Annotated in this window: 50 protein-coding genes; 10 read left to right on the top strand and 40 right to left on the bottom strand. The window is 34.7% G+C overall.

What is annotated here, in order from left to right; all coding sequences use genetic code 11:
* From ACZLO7_RS08745 to ACZLO7_RS08580, 34 genes are all read right to left on the bottom strand, one after another.
* Positions 1-180: a hypothetical protein gene (locus tag ACZLO7_RS08745; RefSeq protein ID WP_464938933.1), complete on the bottom strand. Its 180-nt coding sequence runs from the start codon at positions 178-180 to the stop codon at positions 1-3.
* A 95-nt stretch (positions 181-275) separates the two neighbouring features.
* Positions 276-812, bottom strand: a complete 537-nt coding sequence (locus ACZLO7_RS08740) for a hypothetical protein (RefSeq protein WP_464938932.1) — start codon at positions 810-812, stop codon at positions 276-278.
* Positions 809-1,006: an XtrA/YqaO family protein gene (locus ACZLO7_RS08735; protein ID WP_464938931.1), complete on the bottom strand. Its 198-nt coding sequence runs from the start codon at positions 1,004-1,006 to the stop codon at positions 809-811. The genes ACZLO7_RS08740 and ACZLO7_RS08735 overlap by 4 nt, the downstream gene beginning before the upstream one ends.
* Positions 1,007-1,009: 3 nt before the next feature.
* Positions 1,010-1,285 carry a hypothetical protein gene (locus ACZLO7_RS08730; RefSeq protein ID WP_511261401.1) on the bottom strand — a complete coding sequence of 92 codons (276 nt, stop codon included), beginning with the start codon at positions 1,283-1,285 and terminating at the stop codon, positions 1,010-1,012.
* Positions 1,282-1,518 (bottom strand): hypothetical protein, encoded by a 237-nt coding sequence (locus ACZLO7_RS08725; protein ID WP_464938929.1) that lies wholly within the window; start codon positions 1,516-1,518, stop codon positions 1,282-1,284. Before ACZLO7_RS08725 ends, ACZLO7_RS08730 begins: the two co-directional genes overlap by 4 nt.
* Positions 1,515-1,709, bottom strand: a complete 195-nt coding sequence (locus tag ACZLO7_RS08720; protein WP_464938928.1) for a hypothetical protein — start codon at positions 1,707-1,709, stop codon at positions 1,515-1,517. Before ACZLO7_RS08720 ends, ACZLO7_RS08725 begins: the two co-directional genes overlap by 4 nt.
* A 4-nt stretch (positions 1,710-1,713) precedes the next feature.
* Complete coding sequence (locus ACZLO7_RS08715) at positions 1,714-2,247, bottom strand: Holliday junction resolvase RecU (RefSeq protein WP_464938927.1); 534 nt, start codon at positions 2,245-2,247, stop codon at positions 1,714-1,716.
* The gene (locus ACZLO7_RS08710) at positions 2,244-2,384 is read right to left on the bottom strand and encodes a hypothetical protein (protein WP_430354745.1); all 141 of its coding nucleotides are present in this window, start codon (positions 2,382-2,384) and stop codon (positions 2,244-2,246) included. The genes ACZLO7_RS08715 and ACZLO7_RS08710 overlap by 4 nt, the downstream gene beginning before the upstream one ends.
* An 11-nt stretch (positions 2,385-2,395) precedes the next feature.
* Positions 2,396-2,938, bottom strand: coding sequence for a dUTP diphosphatase (locus ACZLO7_RS08705; RefSeq protein ID WP_464938925.1), 543 nt, complete (start codon positions 2,936-2,938; stop codon positions 2,396-2,398).
* Complete coding sequence (locus ACZLO7_RS08700; RefSeq protein ID WP_464938924.1) at positions 2,935-3,063, bottom strand: hypothetical protein; 129 nt, start codon at positions 3,061-3,063, stop codon at positions 2,935-2,937. The genes ACZLO7_RS08705 and ACZLO7_RS08700 overlap by 4 nt, the downstream gene beginning before the upstream one ends.
* Positions 3,064-3,130: 67 nt before the next feature.
* Entirely contained in the window at positions 3,131-3,406 is a 276-nt protein-coding gene (locus ACZLO7_RS08695) for a YosH family protein (RefSeq protein ID WP_464938923.1), read from the bottom strand.
* A gap of 47 nt (positions 3,407-3,453) precedes the next feature.
* On the bottom strand, positions 3,454-3,984 hold the full coding sequence (locus ACZLO7_RS08690) for a CopG family transcriptional regulator (protein WP_464938922.1): 531 nt from the start codon (positions 3,982-3,984) through the stop codon (positions 3,454-3,456).
* A 126-nt stretch (positions 3,985-4,110) separates the two neighbouring features.
* Complete coding sequence (gene ssb, locus ACZLO7_RS08685; RefSeq protein WP_464938921.1) at positions 4,111-4,632, bottom strand: single-stranded DNA-binding protein; 522 nt, start codon at positions 4,630-4,632, stop codon at positions 4,111-4,113.
* Positions 4,553-5,107: an HNH endonuclease signature motif containing protein gene (locus tag ACZLO7_RS08680; protein WP_464938920.1), complete on the bottom strand. Its 555-nt coding sequence runs from the start codon at positions 5,105-5,107 to the stop codon at positions 4,553-4,555. Before ACZLO7_RS08680 ends, ssb begins: the two co-directional genes overlap by 80 nt.
* 10 nt (positions 5,108-5,117) lie before the next feature.
* Positions 5,118-5,375, bottom strand: a complete 258-nt coding sequence (locus tag ACZLO7_RS08675; RefSeq protein ID WP_464938919.1) for a hypothetical protein — start codon at positions 5,373-5,375, stop codon at positions 5,118-5,120.
* A 38-nt stretch (positions 5,376-5,413) separates the two neighbouring features.
* Positions 5,414-5,722, bottom strand: a complete 309-nt coding sequence (locus ACZLO7_RS08670; protein WP_464938918.1) for a hypothetical protein — start codon at positions 5,720-5,722, stop codon at positions 5,414-5,416.
* A 2-nt stretch (positions 5,723-5,724) separates the two neighbouring features.
* Entirely contained in the window at positions 5,725-6,021 is a 297-nt protein-coding gene (locus tag ACZLO7_RS08665) for a hypothetical protein (RefSeq protein ID WP_464938917.1), read from the bottom strand.
* Entirely contained in the window at positions 6,021-6,167 is a 147-nt protein-coding gene (locus ACZLO7_RS08660; RefSeq protein ID WP_340707104.1) for an SUI1 family translation initiation factor, read from the bottom strand. Before ACZLO7_RS08660 ends, ACZLO7_RS08665 begins: the two co-directional genes overlap by 1 nt.
* Entirely contained in the window at positions 6,164-6,589 is a 426-nt protein-coding gene (locus tag ACZLO7_RS08655) for a hypothetical protein (RefSeq protein WP_464938916.1), read from the bottom strand. The genes ACZLO7_RS08660 and ACZLO7_RS08655 overlap by 4 nt, the downstream gene beginning before the upstream one ends.
* The gene (locus ACZLO7_RS08650; RefSeq protein WP_464938915.1) at positions 6,586-6,810 is read right to left on the bottom strand and encodes a hypothetical protein; all 225 of its coding nucleotides are present in this window, start codon (positions 6,808-6,810) and stop codon (positions 6,586-6,588) included. Before ACZLO7_RS08650 ends, ACZLO7_RS08655 begins: the two co-directional genes overlap by 4 nt.
* Positions 6,807-7,004, bottom strand: a complete 198-nt coding sequence (locus tag ACZLO7_RS08645; RefSeq protein ID WP_464938914.1) for a hypothetical protein — start codon at positions 7,002-7,004, stop codon at positions 6,807-6,809. The genes ACZLO7_RS08650 and ACZLO7_RS08645 overlap by 4 nt, the downstream gene beginning before the upstream one ends.
* Positions 7,005-7,006: 2 nt before the next feature.
* Positions 7,007-7,831 carry an ATP-binding protein gene (locus tag ACZLO7_RS08640; protein WP_464938913.1) on the bottom strand — a complete coding sequence of 275 codons (825 nt, stop codon included), beginning with the start codon at positions 7,829-7,831 and terminating at the stop codon, positions 7,007-7,009.
* Positions 7,749-8,630 (bottom strand): putative phage replisome organizer, encoded by an 882-nt coding sequence (locus ACZLO7_RS08635; protein ID WP_464938912.1) that lies wholly within the window; start codon positions 8,628-8,630, stop codon positions 7,749-7,751. The genes ACZLO7_RS08640 and ACZLO7_RS08635 overlap by 83 nt, the downstream gene beginning before the upstream one ends.
* Before the next feature lie 11 nt (positions 8,631-8,641).
* Entirely contained in the window at positions 8,642-9,349 is a 708-nt protein-coding gene (locus ACZLO7_RS08630; RefSeq protein WP_464938911.1) for an MBL fold metallo-hydrolase, read from the bottom strand.
* Positions 9,349-10,260, bottom strand: a complete 912-nt coding sequence (locus tag ACZLO7_RS08625; protein ID WP_464938910.1) for a recombinase RecT — start codon at positions 10,258-10,260, stop codon at positions 9,349-9,351. The genes ACZLO7_RS08630 and ACZLO7_RS08625 overlap by 1 nt, the downstream gene beginning before the upstream one ends.
* 1 nt (position 10,261) lies before the next feature.
* A complete protein-coding gene (locus ACZLO7_RS08620; RefSeq protein ID WP_464938909.1) occupies positions 10,262-10,480 on the bottom strand; it encodes a hypothetical protein in 219 nt (72 codons plus the stop codon).
* The gene (locus ACZLO7_RS08615; RefSeq protein WP_464938907.1) at positions 10,481-12,502 is read right to left on the bottom strand and encodes an AAA family ATPase; all 2,022 of its coding nucleotides are present in this window, start codon (positions 12,500-12,502) and stop codon (positions 10,481-10,483) included.
* A gap of 102 nt (positions 12,503-12,604) precedes the next feature.
* Positions 12,605-12,943, bottom strand: a complete 339-nt coding sequence (locus tag ACZLO7_RS08610) for a hypothetical protein (RefSeq protein ID WP_464938905.1) — start codon at positions 12,941-12,943, stop codon at positions 12,605-12,607.
* A gap of 2 nt (positions 12,944-12,945) precedes the next feature.
* Positions 12,946-13,119: a hypothetical protein gene (locus tag ACZLO7_RS08605; protein ID WP_464938904.1), complete on the bottom strand. Its 174-nt coding sequence runs from the start codon at positions 13,117-13,119 to the stop codon at positions 12,946-12,948.
* Between the two features lie 244 nt (positions 13,120-13,363).
* Positions 13,364-13,639 (bottom strand): hypothetical protein, encoded by a 276-nt coding sequence (locus ACZLO7_RS08600; protein ID WP_464938903.1) that lies wholly within the window; start codon positions 13,637-13,639, stop codon positions 13,364-13,366.
* Entirely contained in the window at positions 13,627-14,154 is a 528-nt protein-coding gene (locus ACZLO7_RS08595; protein ID WP_464938902.1) for a hypothetical protein, read from the bottom strand. The genes ACZLO7_RS08600 and ACZLO7_RS08595 overlap by 13 nt, the downstream gene beginning before the upstream one ends.
* A 110-nt stretch (positions 14,155-14,264) precedes the next feature.
* Positions 14,265-14,543, bottom strand: a complete 279-nt coding sequence (locus ACZLO7_RS08590) for a hypothetical protein (RefSeq protein ID WP_464938901.1) — start codon at positions 14,541-14,543, stop codon at positions 14,265-14,267.
* Positions 14,544-14,555: 12 nt separating this feature from the next.
* Positions 14,556-14,783 (bottom strand): hypothetical protein, encoded by a 228-nt coding sequence (locus ACZLO7_RS08585; protein WP_511261400.1) that lies wholly within the window; start codon positions 14,781-14,783, stop codon positions 14,556-14,558.
* The gene (locus ACZLO7_RS08580; RefSeq protein ID WP_464938899.1) at positions 14,783-15,547 is read right to left on the bottom strand and encodes a Rha family transcriptional regulator; all 765 of its coding nucleotides are present in this window, start codon (positions 15,545-15,547) and stop codon (positions 14,783-14,785) included. The genes ACZLO7_RS08585 and ACZLO7_RS08580 overlap by 1 nt, the downstream gene beginning before the upstream one ends.
* Positions 15,548-15,613: 66 nt before the next feature.
* On the opposite strand from ACZLO7_RS08580, the gene ACZLO7_RS08575 reads away from it, so the two are divergent.
* Positions 15,614-15,874 carry a hypothetical protein gene (locus ACZLO7_RS08575; RefSeq protein ID WP_464938898.1) on the top strand — a complete coding sequence of 87 codons (261 nt, stop codon included), beginning with the start codon at positions 15,614-15,616 and terminating at the stop codon, positions 15,872-15,874.
* Positions 15,875-15,921: 47 nt separating this feature from the next.
* On the opposite strand, the gene ACZLO7_RS08570 is transcribed toward ACZLO7_RS08575, so the two are convergent.
* Together ACZLO7_RS08570 and ACZLO7_RS08565 are read right to left on the bottom strand one after the other, a co-directional pair.
* The gene (locus tag ACZLO7_RS08570; RefSeq protein ID WP_464938897.1) at positions 15,922-16,194 is read right to left on the bottom strand and encodes a hypothetical protein; all 273 of its coding nucleotides are present in this window, start codon (positions 16,192-16,194) and stop codon (positions 15,922-15,924) included.
* Positions 16,195-16,354: 160 nt separating this feature from the next.
* Entirely contained in the window at positions 16,355-16,588 is a 234-nt protein-coding gene (locus ACZLO7_RS08565; RefSeq protein ID WP_464938896.1) for an XRE family transcriptional regulator, read from the bottom strand.
* A 168-nt stretch (positions 16,589-16,756) separates the two neighbouring features.
* Here ACZLO7_RS08565 and ACZLO7_RS08560 point away from each other — a divergent pair, with 168 nt between their 5' ends.
* The 6 genes from ACZLO7_RS08560 (at position 16,757) to ACZLO7_RS08535 (ending at position 20,400) form a co-directional block, all read left to right on the top strand.
* Positions 16,757-17,161 carry a helix-turn-helix domain-containing protein gene (locus ACZLO7_RS08560; RefSeq protein ID WP_464938895.1) on the top strand — a complete coding sequence of 135 codons (405 nt, stop codon included), beginning with the start codon at positions 16,757-16,759 and terminating at the stop codon, positions 17,159-17,161.
* Between the two features lie 106 nt (positions 17,162-17,267).
* Positions 17,268-17,492, top strand: a complete 225-nt coding sequence (locus tag ACZLO7_RS08555) for a minor capsid protein (protein ID WP_464938894.1) — start codon at positions 17,268-17,270, stop codon at positions 17,490-17,492.
* Positions 17,493-17,515: 23 nt separating this feature from the next.
* Positions 17,516-18,205, top strand: a complete 690-nt coding sequence (locus ACZLO7_RS08550; protein ID WP_464938893.1) for a hypothetical protein — start codon at positions 17,516-17,518, stop codon at positions 18,203-18,205.
* An 86-nt stretch (positions 18,206-18,291) separates the two neighbouring features.
* Entirely contained in the window at positions 18,292-18,762 is a 471-nt protein-coding gene (locus tag ACZLO7_RS08545; protein WP_464938892.1) for an ImmA/IrrE family metallo-endopeptidase, read from the top strand.
* A gap of 49 nt (positions 18,763-18,811) precedes the next feature.
* Positions 18,812-19,024 (top strand): hypothetical protein, encoded by a 213-nt coding sequence (locus tag ACZLO7_RS08540; protein WP_464938891.1) that lies wholly within the window; start codon positions 18,812-18,814, stop codon positions 19,022-19,024.
* A gap of 221 nt (positions 19,025-19,245) precedes the next feature.
* A complete protein-coding gene (locus tag ACZLO7_RS08535) occupies positions 19,246-20,400 on the top strand; it encodes a site-specific integrase (protein ID WP_464938890.1) in 1,155 nt (384 codons plus the stop codon).
* A 4-nt stretch (positions 20,401-20,404) separates the two neighbouring features.
* Here ACZLO7_RS08535 and ACZLO7_RS08530 read toward each other — a convergent pair whose 3' ends face one another.
* The gene (locus ACZLO7_RS08530; protein WP_464938889.1) at positions 20,405-21,349 is read right to left on the bottom strand and encodes a GNAT family N-acetyltransferase; all 945 of its coding nucleotides are present in this window, start codon (positions 21,347-21,349) and stop codon (positions 20,405-20,407) included.
* 120 nt (positions 21,350-21,469) lie between these two features.
* Between ACZLO7_RS08530 and ACZLO7_RS08525 the strand changes: the two genes are divergently transcribed.
* From ACZLO7_RS08525 to ACZLO7_RS08515, 3 genes are all read left to right on the top strand, one after another.
* Positions 21,470-21,904 (top strand): hypothetical protein, encoded by a 435-nt coding sequence (locus ACZLO7_RS08525; protein WP_464938888.1) that lies wholly within the window; start codon positions 21,470-21,472, stop codon positions 21,902-21,904.
* Positions 21,905-22,028: 124 nt separating this feature from the next.
* The gene (locus tag ACZLO7_RS08520) at positions 22,029-22,823 is read left to right on the top strand and encodes a MerR family transcriptional regulator (protein WP_464938887.1); all 795 of its coding nucleotides are present in this window, start codon (positions 22,029-22,031) and stop codon (positions 22,821-22,823) included.
* A 109-nt stretch (positions 22,824-22,932) separates the two neighbouring features.
* On the top strand, positions 22,933-23,739 hold the full coding sequence (locus ACZLO7_RS08515; protein WP_464938886.1) for a CPBP family intramembrane glutamic endopeptidase: 807 nt from the start codon (positions 22,933-22,935) through the stop codon (positions 23,737-23,739).
* Between the two features lie 676 nt (positions 23,740-24,415).
* Here the strand turns inward: ACZLO7_RS08515 and ACZLO7_RS08510 are convergent.
* The 3 genes from ACZLO7_RS08510 to ACZLO7_RS08500 form a co-directional block, all read right to left on the bottom strand.
* Positions 24,416-25,075, bottom strand: a complete 660-nt coding sequence (locus tag ACZLO7_RS08510; protein ID WP_464938885.1) for a CPBP family intramembrane glutamic endopeptidase — start codon at positions 25,073-25,075, stop codon at positions 24,416-24,418.
* 167 nt (positions 25,076-25,242) lie between these two features.
* The gene (locus tag ACZLO7_RS08505) at positions 25,243-25,935 is read right to left on the bottom strand and encodes a hypothetical protein (RefSeq protein ID WP_464938884.1); all 693 of its coding nucleotides are present in this window, start codon (positions 25,933-25,935) and stop codon (positions 25,243-25,245) included.
* Complete coding sequence (locus ACZLO7_RS08500) at positions 25,932-26,801, bottom strand: ABC transporter ATP-binding protein (RefSeq protein ID WP_464938883.1); 870 nt, start codon at positions 26,799-26,801, stop codon at positions 25,932-25,934. The genes ACZLO7_RS08505 and ACZLO7_RS08500 overlap by 4 nt, the downstream gene beginning before the upstream one ends.
* Between the last annotated feature and the right edge of the window lies 1 nt (position 26,802).

Here is a 26,802-nt window from a genome sequence, read left to right as displayed (position 1 = left end):
CTACTTCTGTCGTATAACTCTACCGCGTTTTTCATAACGTGGTCCGTGTACACCCATCAATTCCTCTATCTCTTGCTTCGTGAGACGTTCTTTCTTCTTTTCATTAGTATTAATCCCCGTTCTTGCATTCTCGATTTCTGAAGCACGTGAGACCCATTTTATTTGAAGTTCACTTTGCATGTATATCGCCTCCTAGATAAATAAAAAAGAGGACAACAAATGACACGGATTTAACCGTTATCAAATGTTGTCCTCCAGTTTGCTGGTGGGACTAATTATTTTAATTTTTTAATTAGTTCTTCGTATTCCAAAGTATCTAATTGAGCATAATTTCTAATTGCAATCTTATTGACCTCTTTATGAATGTCGGGAGGGAGTAAATTAATTGAAAGAGTTTTAAATCTATGATATTCGTCTTCAACGTATTTTTTTAATTCCGAAATTTCCTTAGAGTTTATTATACGATATTTTTTATATTCTTCTAGACAGAGATATTCATTGTCAGTTTGAAATTCTGTCTTGTATTCATCGAAATAACCATTTTTCATCTCTTCAATAGCTTTTGATAATTCAGTACCATATTCCAATTTACGATTCATTGATTTTATATGATTTACAATTGATTCAAGGGAGTTCTTTATCTCATTTTTTTGGCGTAATAAATTGTTTACTTCAGCCTTATTAGCTTTTCTATTCGTCAACCACCACACTAAAGTTCCTGCAATGATTGGACTAATCAAAGATTGAATAATCGGCAATCCGTAGTCTTTCATAAATCCCTCTAAACTCAACATAATTTCTTCCAAATTCAAAACACTTCCCCCTCATCCCACTTAACTCGCTGTACTTTCCCTTGGTGCGTATAGATCTTTGTTTCAGCGAATGGAGGTAATTCAGCAAGTTTTGCTTTTCCTTCACAAACTACTATCACACAACTTTTAGGTATTTCCATTATATCAAGAATAAGGTTGTTTTCGCTATCAATTTCTAATTCTTTTAATCTCAAAAGTCATGCCCCCACAACTATTTTAGTATTTGGATTTACAAATGGTATGGATCCGTTCAATCCTCCAGTACGTGGTTTGATAGCACCTAACATTTCTCTATCCATTGCCAACAAAGCTATTTCTACTTTCTTTCTTTTGATTTTAAAGGCTATTGTTGCTACGGAGTGACCTTCCTGCCACATCTTATCAAATGTCTTCACTTGGGATAGTTTAAAATCTAAATTAACATCCTGTTCATCATCCGTAAAAAGAATGTAATAAGGTTCTTTAGCCATCATTTTCCCTCCAGTTCATTCAGTCGTTTTAATCGTTTATCTGCCTTCGTTTGCGCTCGTTGAAATCTTTTATTTAAATCATCAATTGTTTTTTGTTGAGAGTGAATCTTTTCGTTTTGTCGTGCGTATAATTTAGTAAGTTGTTTTATTAATGGGACAAGACGGTTTGTGCGAACCGTCTTTTGAGTTTCCACTATAGTTTTTAATAAGGTGACCACGTTTGAAGTGGTATTCATGCGTGTTTCACCTTTCTTTCTATTTCCATCTCCATCAAAGCTGCGTATGCTCCACTGTTGGAGTTCTCTGTTTTAATTTCTCCGAGTTGCTTCCACCCGTGGGTTTCATTGTCCTTTATTTTTTTCTTCAATCCGAACTCTGTATATGCTTTAACGACTTTTCGGCAACGTTTTTCATGCCATCCACTCATTTAATCACCCCTTTAAGGAATCTAAATAATCCAGTACATAACCATCTTTCGATTTTACTTGTCGGCATTGCTCTTTAATCCAGGCATATGGAATTGACTTTCTTGCACCTTTTTCAGCTCTATTCCACCACCAATATAAATCACTAAACCATAATAGGAATGTTTCATATTGTTTCTTAGAAAAACTGATTAGTATAAATGATTTTGCATCTTGTGAATGCCATGACTGTAACAATTCGTATTGATGTTTGTGTATATTTTTAAGTGGAAAACTCTCTAAAGCTGTTTCTTTAGCATCAAAAATGATAGTTTGTCCTTCATAAATCCCAACATAATCAACCCATTCAGCCTTTTGCTTAACACCATTCACTCGATTACCTTTAACACTCATTATTTTAATCGGCGTAGGTACTTTTCGAATATCAGCTTTATGTTGTCGTCTATATTGCATATTAGTCATATCAACTAATCTTTCAAGGTGTGCACCACGATTAGCGTGTGATTTGCTTTTTGGAGTAGTTCTGATTGCTCTTCTCAAACCACTACCCCCACTGTTCGGTTATATTCCTCTGTCAAACGCTCATCGCAAAAGTTTTCGTAAACACCCCGAGGATACTTTCCAAAAACTTCGAGCGTATCAATCATTCCTTCACGTTCGTCGTGCGTTAGTTCCATATCATCTCACCTCAGTAACCGTTTTGTTGACGTTGCTTATTGATCTCGTATTTTTCCCAGTAGGCTTGTTCGATTCGGGTTTCTGAGAAGCCTAGTTTGTGACCTAATTGCAAAATAGTTATTAAAGCTTTGCTATAATTGCCTACACTCCAATTATTTAACGAGAACACAGCAACAGCTTCATATACGTCAGTGAATTGTTTTAATACATCGACGTTTTCATCTGCAGAAAACTTATTGAAGAAATTTAAAGCTGTTGAAACTGCATTAAGGTCATTCCCAATACTCAAAATAAAATGAAGGCAATCGACGTATTCTTCTAAGAGTGGTTCTTTAACTACTACAAGTCTGCTTGTTCCGTATATTCTCCTTCTCGGCTCCTGGTCATTACTCCAAAATTTGAATCCTCTAAATTCATTAGCGCATTCGCCTAATTCAACTAACAGAGCTAGAATCTTTTTACTCAATCTGTCCTCGCCTGGTTGTACTGGATGTTGCTGTTCAATATAAGCATCAAGCTCTCTCTGTGCCTCGAATAATTTTTTTAGATTCATAGTTTGTCCTCCTGTTTTAGCTGTTCATTTATCTTTCGATTGTGGTCTTTTAACCAAGCTGTATTTTCTTTAATTTCAAGATTCCGTAATTTAATACGATCATTATCTTGCTTACCGCATTCCATATGGTAGAAGCCCCGTTCCAACGTAATGCCCTATTTTCATAAGAAGATGCCCCTGTTCATTTAATTTTTACAATGAGCCATCAAAGATTAGCACCGTTGCTTCATCACTTCTTAGCATTTCTAAAACTTCATCTATCGGCATAAGCTCTTGACCATCTTCACCTAACACACGACTAGTTCTTACAATCGCATAATCAGCAGGTACTTCTTTAATCTGTTCGAATGGATTTACGCCTTCAAAATCACTAACCGCTTTCACGTAAAAATTTTTTGCAACAACTTCATTTTCAGCTTTAATAAGTGCGTAATAAGGATCTCGTACCTCGAAATATTTGTTTGTCATTTTCATTCTCCTTTTCTGTTTCACTTAATGTTCGAATTGCAGTAACTTTAACTTTTCAATCCCTTTTCTATAAGGCTTCTTAAAACCTTTGATTGGTTAGATCCATCTTTAATTAAGTTTTCAATTTCACTCCAATCATCTTCAGTAAGAGTTAATGAAACTTTTTTAGTTATCCCAAACGCTTTACGCCCAGCACCAACTCTTTTACCACCACGTTGAGTTTGAATTTGGTTACTCTTTTCAATCTCTTTTTGAATTGAGTTACTTTTTTCTGAGTCTTCAAAACCCTTTTGATTTTGGTTACTTTTTTCATATTCTTGTTTTATTTTTTCAAGTACATCTATAAAAGACTGAAATTTTTCAATATCTAATGCGTAGTTCTCTTTTTTCATAGACTTATGACCAAAATCATTCGGATTTTTATGCGAACGACTTTCTAAGTAATTTGAGTTAAAGATGAGTTCAGTTGTTACTGGAATACTTTGCTCTTCTAGCGAGTACAATAGTGTCTCTATTTCATATAACTTTTGAATGTACATCTCTTTCAGCTTTGTTTTTGTCATTTTTAATAACGTCATACAATCTGCCCCTTTTTGATTAAAGTTACCTTAATCAAATGGTATCATTTTAAATGAAATAGTCAATTGATTTTGGTTACTCTTTTCAAAAAAATACTGCACGATATTCTTAAACAACACCCTACCTTAAAACGGCAAATCTGAATCATCAACCTCAATCGGCCCTGCATTATTAGCAAACGGATCTTCTTCAACTCGTGTTTGCTGTTGGTTATTCGTTCCATATTGCCCCTGTGACGAGTTTTGCTGTTGCGTTTGAGTATTTGCATTACTTTGTCCGTTTGAGCTGTCCTGCGACCCTCTAGGCTCTAAAAACTGAACGCTATCTGCAACAACCTCAGTTGTGTATACACGTCCATTTGTTCCTTCATAAGAACCTGTTTGTATCCTTCCTGTAACGCCAACTAATGAACCCTTGCTTAAATGTTTGGCAATGTTCTCAGCTTGTTTTCGCCAAGCAATACAGTTAATGAAATCAGCTTGTTGTTCGCCGTCCTGTGATTTAAATGGTCTGTTAACAGCTAAAGTAAATCTTGTTGTAGCTACACCAGTTGCAGTATGTCGTAACTCAACCTCTTTTGTTAGGCGTCCTATAAGATTTGAAGTATTCAAATTTAACTCTCCTTCTTTCTTTGAATTCAGCAGCATGGTTTCTCACGGTTTTCTCGTTGACTCCGAAAATCAATGCAACTTCTTTCCAAGTGTGATTCTTCTTTAACTCTATTATCTTCACTTGATCTTCTGTCTTAATTTTACGGTTTGTTTTATGATGTCCGTTTCTTACGCAATCCTTCATGTTATCTGATTGGGTGCCTATTTCTAGGTTTTCTATGCGATTGTCAGAAGGATTGTCATTCAAATGCCGAACTACCACTCCTTCTGGTATTTCTCCTTTAAACATTTGATAAATCAGTCTGTGCACCAAAATTCTCTTTTCATTTCTTCTGAAAGTGACACCTATATAACCTGACTTACTAACGGAACAACGTAATCTTTTGAAATCATCACCAATCACTAATCCGTTTTTCCCTTTGTTTATCCAACGTGAATAGATATTCCCTCGCTTATCTGCGTAGTACCCTTTTTGTTCAGGAATAGGATACTTTACAAAGTCTGATTCCATAACTCCACCCCTAACTAATTTGCGCTTCATAAATCGCCTGTTTCATTTCCCAAACCTCTTGTAATACCCATCCATCATTAAGAAGTTGCCTGCGATTCTTGAATGTATGAGGAGTTGAAGTCCAAGCAATCAATCCGTTCTCAAACTTTCTCCACGTTGAATACTTTTTATATTTTCGAACTTCTACTTGTTTCCGATGATTCACTCTTGTTCGTTTAACTCTCGCTGCAGGATTGTCGACTAAAATACCGTTTCTTTTCATGTTCATGGTTAGTCCTCCTCTTTGCTTTATGGTCGTGATGCACATTATTCTAAATAGTGTAATTTAGCTGAAATGCCATAGTATATTGAATCAATCAGCATTGAATTTGTATTAAACATAAAATACTTTTCTTTCTTGTTTTCCACTACTGGAACGTCATATGTTGTTTCTAAATGTTTAACGAACTGTAAAGCTTCACTACGATAATCGTAAGTATGCTTAAAGGTTCCACAAAAACTTTCTCCTAACAAAGTATTTATCATGCATGCACGTGCTTCATGTTCAATGTTTTTTGGTAATTCACCATGAATACGAATTAATGTATCTTTCATTGTTGTTGTTATTTCACCCACTATTATTTCCCCTTTCTTGTAGAACCTTCTATTTTCGCGACCTCTTGAACTAGAATCATTTTTTGTTTAATCGTGATAGGATAACCTGAAAGAACACGTTCTGAAATATCTTTAATCATTTCCTTTGCTCTGTTTTTACGTTTTTTATAAAGGCTAATATGTTTTAAGCAAATTTCAGCAAGTTCCTTTGATTCCATTTTTGAATATTTTATTTCACTTAATAAACGTTCTTCTGAGTACATAGAATTTGCCATATGTGTTTTGCACCATCCTTCTATTACACAACATTCTTCTACCATCAACTCTCCACCGCACGCTTAACCACCAAAGCGCTACGAATAACCTCGTAATCTAGCAACTCAATTGGATCGCCTTTGATTTCGATAATTCCTAATTTTCGCAATTCATTAATTACATGTTGGCGTTTGATTTGTTTTGTGGTCATATTTTTTCTACCTTCGGCAAAGGGAAATTGATTTCTTCAACATTTACTATTTGATAGAAATTAGTTTTCACTTTATGTTTTTCAATCCATTCTAAAAGAGTGTTATTCATCAAATTCTCCAAATCTCTTATTGCTGCACCACTAACATCATTCAAATAGCCTTCTGCATATTCTCCGCCATGATCGTATGCCTGTTCTTGTGCTACTTCGATAATGTCGTCTACTTGAACGCTAGGTGTAAAAACCTCAACTTGACCAACAAATATTACAGCTTGATATATACCTTCCTGGTCCCAACCTGTCTCTTCAATCATTTCTTCATAACGTTCTTTGCCATACTTAATTGCCTCTTCTTTAGATTCGAAAAATTCATTGTTGTTCCAAATCTCTTCATCAACTGAAACTGTCCATTTTTTCATCACGCCACACGCTCCTCAACATTAAAATATTGCACCGTATAACCGTCACGCTTACCGTATAAGCCGATTTTGTTGTGATACATAGCTAATACATCATTGTGTTCTTCTGCCTCATAACAAACCGTTTTATACTTAATCACACCATCTACAAACCATCCGATAACGCTGTATGGTGTTTGTCCGTCAAATCCCATGTATGTTGGTTTCATTGTTTTCTCGCTCATTTAGACACCTCATTTTTCAGTTCAAGTAAAGCATGGAATGTTTCTTGGCCACATAATCTAGCGATTTCTATTGCTTCATGAGGTGTTTTCATTTCATCCTCCACCAATGTAGCTAAACCAGTAATGATCATTTTCGCACCCAAACTTTTTGGGTAAAACTCATGAAATTCTGTTCGACTCATTTGTTTGCTCATTCTCATTTCCCTCCAAATATCTTCCGTGTCCGATGATTCAATCGAACATCTTTTTGTACATGCTCGGCATACCCTTCACACATTTCGAATAATCGACTACCTAGCGCTTCGTTGATTGTGACCAACTCACCAAAACCTAATTCACTACTGATCAGCATCGGTTTGTAATTTAAATACCGATGATTGATAATCTCGTACATCTTTTCTTGCTGCCAAGATGAAGGTGGTTTATTGCCAGACGGTTTAAATAAGTCGTCTATAAATAAAACAGCTACACTTTTTGCTCTCTCAGTTATTACGTGTTCTTTAGCAAGTTGATTAGCTTGCATTTCTTTAATCACATCAACATAAGGAAAATACATAACAGGAATCATTTTTCTCGTAATCAAGTTGTTAGCCACTGCCATTAGTAAATGCGTTTTACCGACACCAGGTTGACCGATTAAAGCAATGCTATTTTGACGACTTTCCCTAATATCATTAAAAGAGTCATAGTATTGATAGGCTGTATCTTTCATTTTCTGCACGACAACGTCTTTGCCATCAGTTTGATAATTACCAAAGCCCATCTTCTGAAACTCGTCTGTAATGGCAGATGAAGCGACTAATCGATTAATTTTCTTTTGCTTACTACATTCGCACTCTTGATAGATTTCTTCTTCTTGCTCAACACCTTTGATAAAGTAACCACGCTTCATTTTTACAATGTAGCTACCAACGTCATTGCACTTCTCACACTCATACTCAATTGGAGCTATACCCTGCGAACGGATCATTTCCGTTTTGGCTTGCAGATTGACCATTACTTCTCGCATGGAGATTGCCATTGTTTTCACCTCGTTTACGATAGTTGTTTAAGGTTTGTAAATCTGTAACACCTTGACGCTTCCATTTCAGCAAGATACTTTCGATGTATTTAATAGGCTTATTAACATCCTGAGCACTTAACATTTCCTTTGTAGCTTCAAGAGTTAGTTCATAACCATGTTCGTCATATACATAACCGAGTTCTTCTGACTTGTATGGAGTTAATGGCCCAAGGTCGCCTTGATAGAGATTTATAATTTCAGCGAATTTAGGATCTGGTAACCCACCACCGACCACTTTCTGTTGTTGTAGTTCTTTATCTACTTCTAGTTCTAAATCTATATCTAGTTCTAGTTCTTTATCTGTACCGTCATGTGACGTCACGCTAACGTTAGGTGTATCGTCATTCGTTTTTGGTCCAGGTAATTCCATCATTTTTTTACGTTCTCGATACTTTTTATTGCGCTCTGCATTAAGTTTTCTAACACGTTCCATGCCGTCGATATTTTGGTGATTCTCCCAGTTCTTAATGCGGAATGCATCGTTGTCTACCTCAATCATTCCGTAACGTTTAAAGGTCTGTAGAGCCAATCTGACGGTGTTTAATGGCCTGTTAAAAATAGTCGCCATTTCTTCCTCATTCATAGCAATACTTTCAGTTAGCATGATGTACCCATTCACATTTGCCTTCCCTGCGGCTGCTAATAATTTAACCCATATCACGATGATTGTGTCTGCGTCAGGAAGGGCTTCAATTAATTTAATTTTGTCGTTTTCAAACATATCTGTTTTGAGTTTGATCCATGTAATGTCTGCCATCGTGGACCTCCTTACGGTATAAAAATCATCTTTCCAGTAGCCTTTGCTACCTCGTTTCGTATAAGTTGTTCATCTGCATTGTTGTCTGATAGATGCAGCAAGTGAATTTCTTGTACTTTTGATAAGTCATTAGCTTTCATAAATTCCAATACATTTTCTAAGCTGAAATGAGATTTCATCACACGTTTTTTCATGAATGGATGAATCTTTCCGTTTTCGACATTTCCATCCAGTACAGATTGGCAATAGTTACACTCAATCATTAGATGAGTTAACCCCTGGAACTTGTATTTGATGTAATAGGTATCTGTGGCGAAAAGTAATTTATCGCCCTGTTGGTTTTGTAGTAAAAATCCGAATGGTTCATTTACATCGTGTTGGACATCGAAAGGTAATATGGTCCAGGTGCCGATTGTGAAAATCTTTTTGTTTTCTACAGTTTTGATACGGTGATGATCACTACCGATGCCAATACCCTCTTTTGTTCCTGCGCTCATATAGCAATCAATACTGGCAGTTAAAACCCCTTTAAGACCTTTGCAATGATCTTGATGTTCATGGCTGATTAAACATGCCTTAATATCTTTTGTGTCGTAATTAAGAGCCTTTTGAATAGCTTTAAATGTAATACCACATTCGATGAGTAGCTTGGTAACGCCGTCAGTGATGACGTATGCGTTACCTTTACTACCTGTCGCTAAAGTTTGAATCTCAATCATTAGAAACCTGGGCCATCTGCTGATGTTTGCATTCCTGCAGGTGGTTCACTAAAAATATCCTGCTGTTCAACAAACTCAGCTTCAATCGGCTCTGATTGATTTGTTTTTTCTTGGACTGTTGCTTGCGGTATATCAATCATTTCTTGGTTTGCTTTTTCGTTGATTTCTCGCTTAACTTCTTCAATGTCACCCATATCTTTTCGAGTTGGTTCAAATTCATTTTCTGTTGTTCGATTTACCGAATCTATTAAAAGGTCACTATCGTCTGATGTATTGATAAAGGCTTTAGCTGCACGATTGATAACAGTTCGTTTTGCCATTTCTTGTGGGAATTTTTTATGAACAGTTTGCGATGTTTTACTTTGCCCCCATGAAGCTTCAATTTCTTTTTTTGTCATAATCGTTAATATTTCTTCGTCATCTATTGTTTGAACAATTGCGTAAGCACCTAAAATATCTTTGTCACGGTTTTCAAACGCTGTTTTATGACTTATTAAACGTTCACGTCCATGGTAATTTTCATAGTCGAATACATCATCTTTATAAATAACGTTTGCCCAAATATCCTTCACGTTACTTAAGCGTTTAAGTACTGATTGAGTACCAAAATATGACCGAGTCATTTGTAACTGAGTGCCATACACAACGAAGTAACATTGTGTTTTAGCTGGACTTAACCCTTGTACTGTCATATCTAGTAATGAGTTAGCAATAGAATCCTTTGTACATACTTCTAAGGCTGGACGACCCGATTTATCTTTAACTTCTTGCAGTTTGAAAAATGCTGATTTTAAAGCATTACTAGCGTTATAGTTAGGAGGGATTGCTAACCCCTCTTTTTGTAATTCACCTATTTTACTGTTAACGCTGTCTGTGATGTCTTTTTGAATGATCGCTACTTGGTTTGTCATATTAGATAACCTCCATTGGTGGATTTAAGAATTTTTGTTTCAATACATCATCAAGTGCATTTCTTAAATTGAATGCATCAGCAATAGATAAATGGAAATTCGGTGTGTCTTCATGAAATGGGAATGCAAGTATTACGAGATTTTCGCTCGATTTGATTACGATACAATCTTCTCGGTAGAAAATACTATTTGGATCAAACGTCACTGTTTTTATGGTCATTTACATTGCCTCCTTATATTCAATCCCTGGTACTTCTACACGTAACTGTTTGTCCTTCTCTGATACAACTAAGCTGATTGTTTGTGAATCGCTATGAATTAACTGTGTAACGGCTTCTGCGTTATCAACGAATATCGGTGCTCTCATGCCGTAGTGTTCTGAAAGTGTATTAATGATGTCGATGCCGACATTAATCTTGGCAGCATTGTTTAGACCAGAGCTGTAAGGAACACCTTCGAACAATGTCTCGCATGTTTCTTCAAGGCCACCATTGACTTGTTCTTTAAATAATTTGAATCGTGCATATTTGAATTTGCTGTTGATACGATCTTCGAGCATACGAACTTTCTCACGAATGAACTCTTCAGTTAAGAACAAATGTCTTTCTAACTCTTGGAACTCTTTAGACAGCATTTCTTCACGTTGTTCTAAATCTGTGATACGGCTTTGAATAGTGCTGATATTTGCATGCTGTGATAGCCCTGCATTGATTGATTGCTTCTTACCTTGTAGTACATCAATTTCTTTTTGAACGTCTTGTACGGCTTGTGAAGCATGTTCTTTAAGCTGTTGAATTTCTTGTTGTAATGTTGATTTTTGAGATAGCTTTTGTTGGTATTCAGGTAGTTCTGAAACGTCTTTCACAGCTGATTCTTGCGCTTTTAGCTGTTCTTCGAGTTTCGCTATTAGTTCTTTCTTTTTGTCGCAATCGGCGTTCTTTGCAACGATTTCTTCATGCTTGTTTGCAATATCCGTTTCAATCTTTTCGATAGTTGCGATTAATTCATCTTTGCTTTGAACTAGTGATTTACCGCGTTGATTTATTTCACCTAAACGGTTAGATCTATTTAGGTTAAATGTTTGCTCTGCTTTATTACGGGCTTCCTCTACCTGTTCAACTGGTAATGATTGTTTACACGTTGGGCATTCGCATTTGTCTTCATATTGAAATTTACTTGCTTCAATAGATAGATACTCATTTCGCATCGTTTGTAGATTTTGTTCTGATGTAGCAATGCCTTGTTTGTTTTGCTCAAGCGTGTTCTGCATCATACTTAATTCGTATTCAGCTTGTTGCACTGGTTTATTCATGATTGCTAGATTTCCACGTTCTTCTTGTAAGCGAGCACCAAGCTTGTACACTTCCTCACGTGATGAAAATTCATAATCTCTCTTCGTTTGAGACATTTCATTTTCTAATTGCTGTAGATCACGTTCCTTTTCAGTGACCGCCTTGCCGTTTTGGATGTTAAAGATGATTTGCTTTTGACCATCAATTTCAGTTTCGATTGATACTAATTGCGACTTCAAACCTTCAACATCAATAGTTAGCTCGGGCATCATGTTGTGATTTTCTTTGATTTGTACTGGTATCATTTCAAGTTCATCATTGATAGCCTTGCGTTTACTAGCGACTATCTTTTTGTAGTCCTCAACTGACTTATTTTTAAGTATTGTCGGTAGTTCTCTGAGCGCTGGAGTTGATTCAAATACTTCTTCGTCTGCAATATCACCACATACCTCTAACAGCGTTCTTCTGCGGTCTTGCCACTTCAATTGTTCGTTAAAAAATGATGGTGAAGTAAGCAACTTGAATACATCCTCTTGAATGATTTCATTCACTTTGGCCGTGTACTCTTTTTTACTGACTGGCACTTCGTCAATAAAATGATCAGTAACATGACCACTAAATTCTTGTGTTGCCTGCCCATGCTTTTTAGTCCATTTCTCTTTGTAGACTTTGCGAAGAGTGATTGGTTCACTAGCTACCATTAATGTTGCTTCCACCGCATGTTCCAAGTTGTGAGCTTCTTTGCCCTTTACTAAAGTCTTGATAGCAAAGTCTTTCTTATTAGAAGAATCTTTGTCGAACAGTAACCAGTTAAATGCATCAAATACCGTTGTCTTACCTGTTGCGTTGTCTCCTAAGACCTTTGCATCTCTGCCGTTAACCTTTAAATCGAAACTTTGGATACCTTTGAAATTCATCATTTCTAATGATTGAAATTGTACTGTTTGCATTTGTATTGCCTCCCTATTTGTAATTGTTTGGGCTATGTAATAAAATGATGATAACTTGATTTATTCATAGCCCGATTCCACTGTTCGCGCAGTGGGATTTTTTTATGCGATTAATTGGTTTTCGAATGGATACTCGACACTCACGACGTAAAATCGCCCCAGGTCCGATAAAAATCCTTGTGCAATTAATTTTTCAGAGAGTGATAAAGATAAGTCATAAAGGAATAACTGTTTAATATGGTCTGCATTCAGTAGCTCAACTGCTATTTTCATGGCATCATACTTACCTTTATCCTTTTCAAAAACGTAGAAGTTTTGGTCGAAAAAGTTTTCTAATTCAATGTGAGACATTTCTTCTTGAGCACTAAAGAGTCCACGCTGTTCTAGAATATTGATTGCTGTACTGTAATCTAAATCAGAGAATGCTAGTTGGTTGTCCAAGGTTATTCCTCCTCTTTTGTGTTATAGATGATTAATGCGTCTCTTGATACATTTTCATCACCACCAGCGATACTAAATTTGATGTCGATAATTTCGAAATGTCGGTTATTTCGAATCCACATATTCACTTGTAAATCCGTATCGAATTCCGAAGAAATTAATTTCGTTTGAATCATACTTTCACCTCCAATTGATGGTTGAATCCCATCAAGAAGCGTACAAGTTGCTACTGGGCTCGAATTCAGTTATTAGCATATTTTTGTGCGCTTCTTGACGAGAGCCAATGCTCTCGTGGTATAATGTTGTTGGTGTATATCTTGTCAGTTAACTTCTCTAGAGTTAGCTGACTTTTTTGTTGTCTTTTTTGCAATCATTAGTCCTAGCAAGAAGGCGAATATCGGTCCGAATATTAGCCAAGCTTCAAGCATTCCGCGCCACCACCTTTAAATCAATCCCTCTTGCGCTCATCGAATTTACCACTGCTTTCAACTTGTCGTGATTTCGTTTGTAACTTTCTAACCTTTGCAATTCCTGTAGCGATGCAATTACATCCTTAGCTGTTCGTGCTGCTGCGCCATAATCACCTAGTGTTGTATGCACTTTTATTTCTACTAGCAAATCTTCGATACAATCGTGTTCTCTTTGTGCTGCTAATTGATCTTGCGGTCTAAAGTTTTCTTTTTTCATTGCAACCACCCTCTCGCTTTCCAACGTGGCTCATTCAAACGAATGCGCTTTTTCCTAGAAATTCCGTAATCATCTTCTAACTGCATTAATAAATTTTCTCCGAACATTACTGCTTCGAGCATTTCGTCGTATATGACATCAACTTCTTGCCTTTCATTCTTATCTACTTCTCCTGGCGGTTTGACTAATACCGAATTTTTTGCGGCTTCTGTAGCTTCTTTCATTTCCTTGACTGTGTTTGCAGCCAAGGATAATCGATGTCGCTCGATGTTTTTCCCGCGTAATACTGGTGTCGTTAATCCCCCAGTAAAAGCATTTATTAAATCTGTTCTGTACTCTGAGTTTTCATAAGCTTGTATTGATGCCTGCGCTATATCATTCTGCATAAGTCTGCGTCCATTTTTAAGATGACTTACCATTTGTGGACTTAAGTTAAAATCTATCGCCAACTGTTCATTTGTTACATTCTCGTTCTCGATTAAGTTTTGTATTGCTTTGCTTGCGTCTGCTGATTTTTCAAGCATAATAATTCCTCCTAATTTGTATTGGTATAAATTACATAAATACTAGTTAACTTGGTAAGATATATATAAGAAAAGACGAACTTGTCCAAACGCCTGCCAACGTTTTTTAGTTATTCTAATTCGTCGATGATTTCTAAGATTGCTTTTTCTACTGGTTCATAAATCCAGTAGCGTTTACCATGTTGTCCTACACGTCTTTCGTGTTGGCGAATACGTGGATCGTGAAGAATATATCTTTCCAAAGATGATAGAGACATACATGTAAGGCGCTTTAATTCATCTATGTCGCATAGAAGCAAGCGCGGTCTAGTGTAATCTCGAACCATATTATCTAGTGACCGTTGTACCATTTCTTTATCAACTGCAATTTCAATTTGTGCTAAGTTCAATTGATATCACCTCTAATCATGTCGTTTCAAAGCATTGCTAGCATGTTGGAGTACCGCTATAAGGTCATCAAGTTCGTCATATCCAAGGCAAATATCCAATGCTGCCTCTTCTTTGAAGCTGTCTTTCTTAGTTTCGATAACATTGCATAATTCAATGTGGCACATAGCGTTTTCTTCATGAGTGTTAGTTGTAATACTGTACTGATTGGTTAATAAATAGTTCTTTCTCATAAGCGTCATTAAGCACCCAACCCTTCTGCATTAACTTGATATTTGATAGCCATTTCTTTGATTATTGCTAAATATATTTCAGTTAAACGTGTATCATCAGCGATAACATCGAGCTTTGTAATCTTGCATGCTTTAGAATTTGAGACTCCATTCATCAAAAGATTTTTACGACGGTTTTCCAAACGTATTCCTAATTTGCAATGAGCTCGTTGTTCAAGTACTTCGTAGCTTTCGTTTCGTACATTTCGAAATTCGTTGAAACCGCCACGAGCTTGTCCAATGCGATTTAGAATTGTTGTTACCTTGCTGCGCCATTGAACTGGGTTTAGCGAAAGAATTTGAGTGATATTGTCTTGTTTCGCTTCTATTAATCCAACACGCTTTTCGGCTTCGTTAATACGACGTTCTTGCTCGACATTTACTTGAGCCATCATGGCAATTAGTTCAGCTTGTGATTTTGGTTTAGTAAGTTCAGCTTCCATAGCGTTGAATGCTTCGATATATTTTAGTTTGAATTGAAGAGCTTCCTTACCAGTGAAACCCATTGCCAGTACAGTAAATCCATCACGATTCATGTAGTACATGCGATAACTCTGTTTGTTTTGAGGATGAATATATGTTGCTTCTTGAAATAGGTCTCCCCAATTTTGGGTAACCCCCTTTATTTCATCAATATCACGTAAAACGTGATCGTGGCGTTTATTGAAATTTTCTGCCACTGATAAAGAAGTTGTTACTGCTTGTTGGTTGTTCATGATTACTAATTGATTCATTATTTTTCCTCCTTAGTAGGTATTTCCTCACCCTTTGTCGAATATTGACATTGGGAGGTGATAGTTATGACAAAAGAATTTCAAGAAAAAATATTTGTATTTTTAAAAAATCTGCATTCAGCACCTAAAGACATAAATTCTTGGCGGAATAGTTTAAATGATGTTGAATTACACGATTTAATTAAATTTTCAGTAGACCATAGTTTGGTTACAGGAATTTCAAGTGAGTTGAATGGTCATGGAGAAGTCGTTTTCTCCATTCCTTATCCACGATTAACTAATAGCGGAGTGCAATTTATAAACGATTACAAAGTAACGAGTAACTAAAAATGCTTGTTAGTGCTGGCCTTTATTTAATAATAGAGGTCAGTATTTCACTCCACTCTAATTTCCTTTTTCTCAAAAAGTGTTTCAATCTCTTCTTGAATAGTTTTCTTATAGCGTTCTACTTCATCTTTTTCTGAAGGTTTAGTATAAGAAATAGCTTTTTGTTCTTGCTCTTTGATCTCATAAACTACATTTTGCATTCTAACTGAACGTCGTACGATATCTAAGATAGTCTCAACTGTGAATATTGGTGTTTCATTTTCTGCTAAAACTTTTAATACTTGTGTTGCGATAAGAGTACAATCGATTACTTTTGCCATTTGTTTTCCTCCTTTTATTTCTCACACCCATCAATAAAGATTCGAGGTCATGGCGTTGGCTATTGCTGTCGCTCGGGATTTAATCGGTCCGTCGTGGCGTACTCCGCTCTTCGAATGTTTATTGCTGGGTGCGAGTTGAAGATTCTTGTATTAGCAATCTTTAAATTACCATTTCGGTAATTTTTTCTTCAAAAAAAAGTTCATTAATCGGTACTTGTAAAATTTTAGCTATTCCAGCAATGTCTTCAGCGCTCATTTTCCGAATGCCTCTTTCTTTATAATAGTAACCTTGGTATCCTTCGTATCCCAGAAACAGCGACATTTCTTCAATTGATACATCTTTATCGTTACGCAAGTTACGAATAAGTTCCAAGTTAACAACAGGGGTTTTCAATTAATTTCACCACCTTTCGATTACCAATTCGGTAACCTTAAACATACTATACCATTACCTTTTTGGTAATGTCAACACTTTGTTACCCTTTTGGTAATATTACTTTTTACCATATCGGTAAATGTTATTATTTATTATATTAATGAAGTTTACTAAGGAGGATTCAGCGTGGAATCTTTAGGTAGTCGTATTAAAAAACTACGTGAACAACAGAACATTAGTCAAAAAGATTTCGCTAAGAAATTAAATGTTTCAAATGTTGTATTATCACGTTATGAATCAGATGAAAGAAAACCTGATTATGAAACTTTACAACTAATTGCTGATTATTTCGAAGTTACTACAGACTATTTGCTTGGTCGTTCAGATTTAAAAAATACTCGGATGTTCGAAAATGCGGGTATTACTAATGAAGAATATAAAAGTCTAAATCCCTACCAAAGAGAAGTTATTGATTTCTTTTTAACAAGAGAAGATTTATTCTTCCATGATCGTCCAGAGAAGATGTTGGATGCACTTGAGCAATTTGAATTATTTTATGAATTACTGAAGAAACAACAAGAGAAGAAATAATCTAAGAGAATCGTTTGTTTCTCTTTTTTTATATTTATTTAATAGGTATTTTTTATTAAAAAAATTGAAAATTAAGTAACAACATTATATGTCGAGGTGATTAATTATGCTTGATAAAGAAAAATACGAACACTATTCAAATCTATTGGAGAGATACAAAAACATGAAACTTCCTAAATACGAAATTGTGGATTCAAATGATGAGAGGTGTTGTGAAAGTTGTTTGTCGCATAGAAATAAAGTTTACTCTATTTCTGAGGCTAAAATCGGCGTAAATTTCCCTCCACTCCATGAAGGATGCAGATGTACTCCCTACCCTATTTTCAAATAGTTATTTTGAACGGAGAGATAAAAATGAAAAAATTCACAGTATTATTAACAGGAGCACTACTAATGACAAGTTTTCTTACAGCATGCAGTAGTGATACCAAAGAAAAGTCTGGGAGTCAAGTTGCTGATACTAACACTAAAGAAGAAACTAATAATAAAAAAACGGTAAATAGTAGTGTTGATCCGAAAGAAGTTAAAGATGGCAAATTAACTGAGCCTGGTCAGTGGACAACTGAGGAAGACGGCACAAAAGTTACTTTAATTAAAATTAGCGAACCAAACAAAACTTTTGATTTAGGGAAAATTAAATACACTATTGATTCAATAAAATTAATAGAAAGATCCAATGTTCAACAAAATTACAAAGAAATGTTGAAAGAAAACCTTGATAAAGATATCGAAGATAAGCTTAATGTGATACAAATATCATATACTGTTGAAAATATTTCTAAAAAAGATATTATGTTTCATGCAATCGATACAGTAACAACAAATACTAAACTTCAGATTTTAGAATCAAGTAATTTAGCTTCTAGTAATGCTGATATTTCCACTTACATCGGTCAAGTAAAAGTTGAAGGGATTTCAATTTTACCTTATTTTGAAGATTCCTTTGATAATTTAGATACTATAAATATCTTAACAGGTACTGTTTGGGATAATAATGAGCCAATTGAATATCATAAACCAAAAAAATTACAAATTACATTATAGTTATCAAAAAAGGAAAATCCATCTATCCAAAGATGGATTTTATTGTTATTATAAAAGAACATACGTTCCTTAAAGGTGGGTTTTTAATGTATTGCTATACACATCTAGAAGATTACATTCATAATTTGTACATGAATATCGGGATTAAAAAAATAAATCAATTGAACATAAGAACTATCGCTTCAGCATTTAATTTAACCGTGATTTATGCACCCTTTAAATCCGTGTGCAACGGTAGAGTCATTATAATTGATAGTAGAATTTCTGAGGAACAACAGTGGCAAGAATTTGGACACGAACTATGCCATGCTTTATTACATAGTGGTAATCAACTTGGAGTATCTACATCATTTCGTGAGTATCAAGAATGGAAAGCGAATGGGTTCGCATATCACGTATGCATCCCTACCTTCATGTTAGATCAAATCATACTTGAACAAGATTATTACAAAGCAATTGAACAAATTCAGGCTCTATTTAAAGTAGATGAAGATTTCGCAAAGAAAAGGTTAATTCAATATACAGAGCGAAGAAAATTCGTTGCTAGCGTAGTATGACTTAATAAATATCATCAAGAAAGACAACGACATGAGAGGAAGATACATAATGAATAATGAGATTTTCGATAAAATAGAGGTAATTCAAGAAGCTTGTAGGAATGAAGATGGCGAACGCATAGCTGTCCCCTTACTCAAGCAAATTCAATCTATTGATGGCGAATTGTACGCTTATGTAGACGATTTTTTAAATGAATTTGGTGGAAAATTAGATAAGGATATTAAAGTATATATCGAAGAAAAATTTCTAGTGGTTCATTAATATTTCAAAAAGTATTTAACAGCTATTCATTGTATACAAGTAAGGATTTTCATTAAAGATTTCCTTCCTAAAAAAAGGGTAATTCAATACATAGAAAATCAAAGAAGTATTATATAAGGAATTTCAATATACAAAATTATATGTTGTTATTAATTAGAGGGGGTGTTGTTTATAGCCAACCCTGTCCGAACGCCTGCCAACGTTTGAAAGGACCAGACAAAATGGCTAAACCAAAATTAATAAAAACTGCTAAAGATAAAGATTTATACTGGTACAAAGATAACGATGGGAACAAAAAATACGCTTACCGTTATCGCTATTACAATACATTGGGTGAACGTAAAGAAAAGAGCAAACAAGGTTTTGAAACTGAAAAGAAAGCTTTGCAAGCACTCACTAAACTTAAAGCACAAGTGTTAGAAGGTAATTTGCAACAAGTCGAAAATGAAGATATGACTATTGCAAACTGGTGCGATATTTGGTTTGAATCTAAAAAAAGTGATTGGAAACCTACTACTTTAATACGAAACAAAGGCGCCGTGAAAAATCATATTAAGCCTATGCTCGGTAACCAGAAGTTAAATCAACTTGATAAGATTACCTATAAGCGTATATTCATTACGCCTCTATCCAAAAAATACAAACCACAATCTGTTGAGACGTGGCACCGCACTTTTGTGGCAATGGTTAACGCTGCAGTAGATGCAGAAATATTACCACGGAATCGATTTACTAATATTTCTTTTAAAGAGGACGAAAAAGAAGTTGAAAATGTAATTAGTGCGAATCAGCTCAACCAATTACTCGGATACGCAAAAACTAGGAATGAGTTACAATACACAATTATCTATTTATTAGCGTTTACTGGTATTCGGTGTGGCGAAGCATGTGGTCTAACCTGGAAGGATATTGATTTCAAAACTGGTGAAGTTAATATTAATAAAACAAGAGATTATCTTGGGGTGCGATCGCCAAAGACTCGCAATAGTTATAGAGTATTTAAAGTGGATGACGACGTGTTAGAAATACTAAAAAAGTATAAATTAACAGCCAAAAAAATACATTTAAGATTTGGACATAAATTCAATGAAGAATCTTTTATTTTTGTATCTGCTAATTATGGTCAGCCTATCAGTACGTCAGCTATTAGAAGAGCGTTTAGCACTGCGAGTGACAAACTTGGATTTAAAGTAAAAGCTCATACATTAAGGCATACGTATGCAAGTTTGTTAATTAGTAGTGGAGTTGATGTTGTGACTGTCGCTAGTCGATTAGGAGATACAACGGAAATGGTGTTTAAAGTTTATGCTCATGCGGTAGACGAAAATAAAAACCAAACAATTGAAGTGTTCAAAAATGTGCTCGAAAACAACTGATTTTTTATTTTTTTGCTCTTTTTGGGGGACTTTTTGGGGGACTTTCCCCTCTAAAGTCCTCTAAACACTGATAAATAAAGTGTTTCGTAAAGCACTCACTATCCTCCATTAAGAAAGCAATCGCATCATTGCCAGATGTTTTACCATACACATGATAAATCATTGAGCGATGCGCATGTACAAAGTTCCATAATGCTTTTCGCGCAACTTCCTTCAAATAGACAAGCTCATCAATATAGAAATCTTCCTCCATAATGCGGTAAAACATATATCCAAGCGCTAATCCGTCATCGTCATAGTACACTGCAGCCTGCAATTTTGTATCGCTACCTTCAAACTTCTCTTCCCAATAAGATTCCTGGAACTTCTCATTCCAAGCTATTGCGTTGCGTTTCATCGCACCATGCGAATTACGTGCATACCTATTGTATACGTCACGAAGATCTGAAAAGTCATCTTTCATACGTCTTACTTGTCCTGGAATATCTCTGTAAAAGGGCAATTGTGTATCTTTTACTTGATACTCTAGAATATCGCTCATAATTTCAAATCCTTTTTTGCGATAATAAGGAATTGAATACGGGAATAAATAAGCTATATGGCGCCCTTCTTTACGCATCCTTTTCATACTTTCAACCATTAGTGTATGCATCAAACCATGGCTTGAATACTCCGGATACGTACCAACAGCTGTCATTCCACTCATATCATAAATCGTCCCATGAATATTTACTTGAAATGGTAAATTTAAAATTTGTGCGACAAGTTGCTCTCGATCGAACCAACCAAGCGCTAACCCTTCATCGAACTGTTTACTTTTAGCATTTACAAATAATCGGTCCTTATTTATAGATAAAGAAATTTGAAACACATAGTTTAATAATTCAATTGACTGTCCGATTTCGGATTGTGGAATTTCCCGCATAACTAATTCTTTGGACCTTCCCATTCAAAAGCCCCCTTATCTCTTCAACTCTTATTTAAAATATAACCAAGTTTTCTTCATTTTGTTCTAATTCCAACATTATATTATGTTAAACTAGGTAAAATTCTTTAAGGAGGGATTTTCTTGAAATGGAAAAATAGCATTACTCTCTTTATTTTCTTTTGTTTAATGGCCTTAACTAATCATACTTCTGCTACTACATGGGTGTATTCACTCGTTACTTGGGATGGCTACGTTTATGAAGTAACTGATGAGCTTGTCACTGAAATAGACAAAGAAATTGGTCATGTCACGAGTTATTCAGATATGGAATCACTTGGTGGGAACTTTTCGAATACTTATAAAAAAGGAACTAAATACTACTCAATTAAAGGTATTAGTACGGAGCAAGCAATTGCCGTGCAAGTAAAGGATAGACAGTTTTTGAAGGCGGTTATGAGGCATGAACAACAATCCACTGTACTCAGCATGATACGGAGCAAGCACTTTTTCTCTGTCGGGGCTGGTATTATTGTTTTGATATTGATGATCATCGTTATTATTAGGCGCTTTAAATAAAAACACCAAAATTCATATATTGTAGTTACTTAGTTATTATAGTAAAACCTATATTATTATTTTTCAGCGTACTGATAATATGAAATAAGATAAAGAATATGTAGCTATGATAAAGGAGAGTATAATGTACACGATTGGACAGGTCGCTAAATTTTTAGGTGTATCTAAAGATACCTTGAAATTTTATGAAGAGAAGGAATTAGTAAAGCCTAAGCAAAATATTGAGAATGGGTATAGAAAATATAATCATTTTGATATATATGATATAACAACAGTAAACTTCTATAGAGAAATTGATATTGAAATTAAAAAAATCCAGGAATTAAGAAAAAGTAAAAGTATAGAGGGAATAAAATCATTATTAGAAGAAAAAGAACAAGATGTTTTAGAGGAAATAGAATATAAAAAGCTTCTTTTAAAAAAGCTTCAGATAGTAAAAAAAGATTGCGAAAAAATTAAACAATTCTTAGGAGAATACACAGTAAAAGAAATGAAGCCTTTAGAAATAAAGGGAGAAATAGAACATTTTACTGCGTATGATGAATATGAAACTCTTAAAAAGAACACAGACAGCTTAAAAAAAGCAGTTACTCTAACATCTTTAAGAAGAGTCATAAGTTTCAATGAAGAAGGTATTATAGAAGATAAGTTTATTATTGTAAATGTTGTAGAAGACTTTGATAAAGAAATAGAAGGTGAAATTCTATCTCATCCAAAATGCTTTTATACCGTTATTGAAGATGGAAGATGGTCAACCGGTGGAAAAAGTATTGATCATAATGTGGAAGCTAGTTTAAGAAAAGTAGCAATAGAAAAAGGGTATGAACTTTTGGGGCTAGTTTATATAAATCTATTACTTACCACTTATGAAGATGGACTTGAACGTATATTTTTAGAAATTTATGCACCTATAAAATAATGAATACAAGTATTGACCTGTGAGTAACCCCTAGGTTTAAGCTTAAGGTATTAGTAAATATGAGCGTTATTATATTTCCGAAATACTTAGTTTGAAATGGGGATTATGTATGAATAGAGAAAAGAAACTAAAAAAACCAGTAGCAAGTTTTATTCTACTAACCAATATCATTTTTTTGCCACTTTTTTGTCTTGTAGGAGCCATAAGTATGTTAGGATTTCCCGCATGGATTTTTGAGGTAATGCTCTGTGTATCAGCTTGGTCCTCAACCTTTGCTTTTGCAATCCTCTTTAAAAAAATCTATCCTGGGCAGAGTTTTATACAATTTGTAAAAGATAAATTCAAGAGTAAACTTAAATTTTCTGTGATTCTTATTGTAATTATGATTCAAACCTTCATATTTTTGATGGTAATGTTTTTCATATCTAATAACAGTGAAGCAGACTCAGCTTTTAAAATATCTTCATGGGGAATGCTGTTCTATTTCTTTATTAAAAACCTTCTTGCAGGGCCACTTGGAGAAGAAATAGGGTGGAGAGGTTTCGCTCAAATTGAGCTTCAAAAGAAGCATTCACCATTAACAGCTTCGATAATAATTGGATTTTGGTGGGGAATGTGGCATCTACCCATATGGTTTACAACAGGGCTTGTGGGTATTGATTTAATCAAGTATATACTATTCTTTATGATTGCAATGATGTCTACTAAGATCGTCATGACAGCATTTTATAACTTAAATCAGAATTTAATCATCCCAATCATCATCCACCAATTCTTTAATTTTTTTATTGGCATAATAAACGGAAACTTAATTGACTTAATCATGTATAACTCAATTTTTTATTTAGTAGTAGCAGTTTTAATCATCGTTATAAATCCAAAGAAAGCATTATATGGAAATCATTACATGATTTAGTAATAGTCTGTACAGCTATACACTTAAACTAACGAGAGCGTTAGTTTAATAAGGTTTAATAAAATTATCAATTTTTTTTATAAAGAAATGAATCGATTACATTAAATAAGAGCATGTTCTGATTAATCTTTTTCTAAAACATGCTCTTTATACTTGTCTTTATATCGAGGTTATAAGTAATAATTTAATCAAACTTTATTTTAAATCTACAATAAGACCTTTGATTTCCGCTACGATGGACGCTTTCCGCGGGCGGGCAACAAGCCGCTTTTCGCAACCTCCTCTCCAATCAACTAGTACCTCAAGAAACTCTTATAAGATTCCCCTAATTCAACACCAACATTAATCAGTATAGGTTACACTTCAATGCAGAAACAGATCTATACGTTTATACTACAACTACGGCTGATCCAGACGCATCCAAAACACCGTCAATCGGACAAACCATCAAAAATGTCGGTGAAATTAATGCTCAATTTAATTAAGAATGGCACTAAAGCCTAGAGAGCATTCTCTAGGCTCTAATGCCATTCTTAGCAATATTATTTTGTATAGCCATACATTCAGCTGCAGATTGTAGTCTTGGCATTAAATATATTCGGCAATAGAACTTAATTTGCTTGAAGGATATTTTTTCCTTTCTTATTAACTCGTCTCCAAAGGTAAACGGAGTACACTAATAAAACGAAGAAGATAATGTATGCCGATGTAATTGAGCTTTCACATTCCCCATTAAGTTGAAAAAGTTGTTAAAGCAGTGGAACAATATTGTAATGATAATCGAATGCCCATCCATTACAAGTAATGCGAGCACTAGCCCTACCACAAGTGCATATAAAATTTGAATAATCGTATCTTCAACTGATTGGCCTCCTATTAACTGTAAGGAGTGTGTCACGCCGAAAAGTATACTTGAAACCCAAACTGCCACAAGAGTGCCTTTTACCGATAAAATTCGAAGCATCATCCCTCTGAAAATCGTCTCTTCAATAAACGCAACGATTAAAAATTGCATGATAAACATAGCGAAAAGGTTAGGAACAGATTTGAAATTTAAGCCGTTGGTGCTATATATAATGATACATAATACAAGAAATAGCGGTACATAAAGCAATAGATTTCCTTTGTTAAGATGAACCTTTACAAAGAAATATTGACGCCATTTCTTTTTATAAGCTATATATAGGAAAAGAATGATTGCTAATGGAACTAACATAATAAATTGTAAATATGGGCTAGTAGGTTCCGTAAGCGTTGCAAAGGCACCATTTACCATATAAAAGACCATCAAAAGAAGTTCCAAACCAATAATCTTAAAGACAATTCTTTTGTTCATTCAGCTATTCCCCTTCTCGGCTAAATTTCTTGAATCCGTTCATCTTATGAAAGTTAAAGAGTATACATAACTAACACAAAGCCGCAATATTTTACCAGCTTTGTGTTAACGAAATATTCCCACTATTGAACTTGCATTTTTTCATTTATAAAGCGTTTAGTAATCAACTATTCTCTTTTCAAATCCACTTTATTTAATAACAAATACGTACAAGCCCATAAGATGATGGAAACAATCAATAACCAGCCAAAAGAAGCAAGAGCTTGTTGTCTATATACTTCTAGGAAGAAGTCAAATAAGTTGGAGCGAATAAAAGGTAATGACGCAGATAATATCATTACTACTGAGACGCTAATAGGCCCAGCTAATCCCCATTTATAATACAATGCACCACTCAGCAAAGCCGCACTACTAACTAATACACCTATACAAAAATCAATCCAAATATTAGTAACAATTAATGAGTGATCCGTAAAAATGCTACTCCAACTAAAGAGGTTAAAGTGTTCGATACTAAATGAAGTTTGCAATTGATCTACAATGACTAAAATGATGATATTGATTAGCACCATTAAAATGACATTTTGAATACGGCTCAAAATAGTTGCTTTTATAAATTCTCCCCGTGTTAAACCAAAATGAATGCAATAATTAAAGTGTTTTCGCATTAAAACATAACTAGATATTCCTAGAAAAATGTAAATAGCTACATTGTTCGTAAACTGCGTTGTAAAGTTATTGACGGTTACTGTGAGAATAAGGCTAAGTGTTAGAAATAATAATAAGATTCCCCAGAAAATACTTTGTGTTTTTATATTTCTTACTTCCAAAATCTTTTTAGCTGTAAGTACCCGATTCATAGAATTTGTTCCCCTTTCTCAGTTACATGAACAATGATGTCTTGCATATTCAGCACATTTTTCTTACAGTTTGGTGGCATTTCATTTTGTATATGTGATTGATCGAAGACGATGATTTCTCCATTCCCCATAAAATGTTTTTCTTCCAAAATGGTAAATTCATTCTTTATTTTCTCAAGTTCTTTCGTCGGTCCTGTAATCGCATAGACTTTCTCTTTCAGCTCATCCGTTTGGATATTTAAAAGCAATTTCCCTTTATTAATAATGTAAACTTTTTGAAATAAGGAACTTACTTCATCAATTAAGTGAGTTGAAAAAATAATCGTACGAGGAACCTCCATATAATCATTCAGAAGAAATTTATAAAATTTCTTTCGAGCATTCGCATCCATACCAATATAGGGCTCATCGAAAATTGTAATTTCGCTTCTACTTGAAATGCCTACCGTTACCCCAACCGCGGATTCCATCCCTTTAGATAATTCCTTAATTTTCTTTGAGCTATCTAAATCGAAAAGAGTTAGAAGTGATGTTGCAATCTCACTATTCCAGTTCGGATAGAAGTTTTTACTTAGTTTCAATAACTCAGAAATTTTCATATCTGGAGGGAAATTATTTCCTTCCTGAATAAAACAAACTTTACTTAGCACCTTTTGGTTATTAAATGGTTTTTGATCATTTACATATACTTGACCCGAAGTCGAAGCCCACTCACCTGCGATAATTTTCATTAGTGATGTTTTCCCAGAACCGTTTTTACCTAGAAATCCAACAATTTTATTTTCTTCAAATTCAAAATTTAAATTATCTAAAATCATATGACCTTTTATTTTCTTAGAAACATTTTCTATCTGAACAGCAGTCATG

It is taken from the genome of Viridibacillus sp. d25.2 (assembly GCF_055456015.2).
Note: the sequence above shows the minus strand (reverse complement) of the source record. Positions and strands in the feature narration are given on the sequence as shown.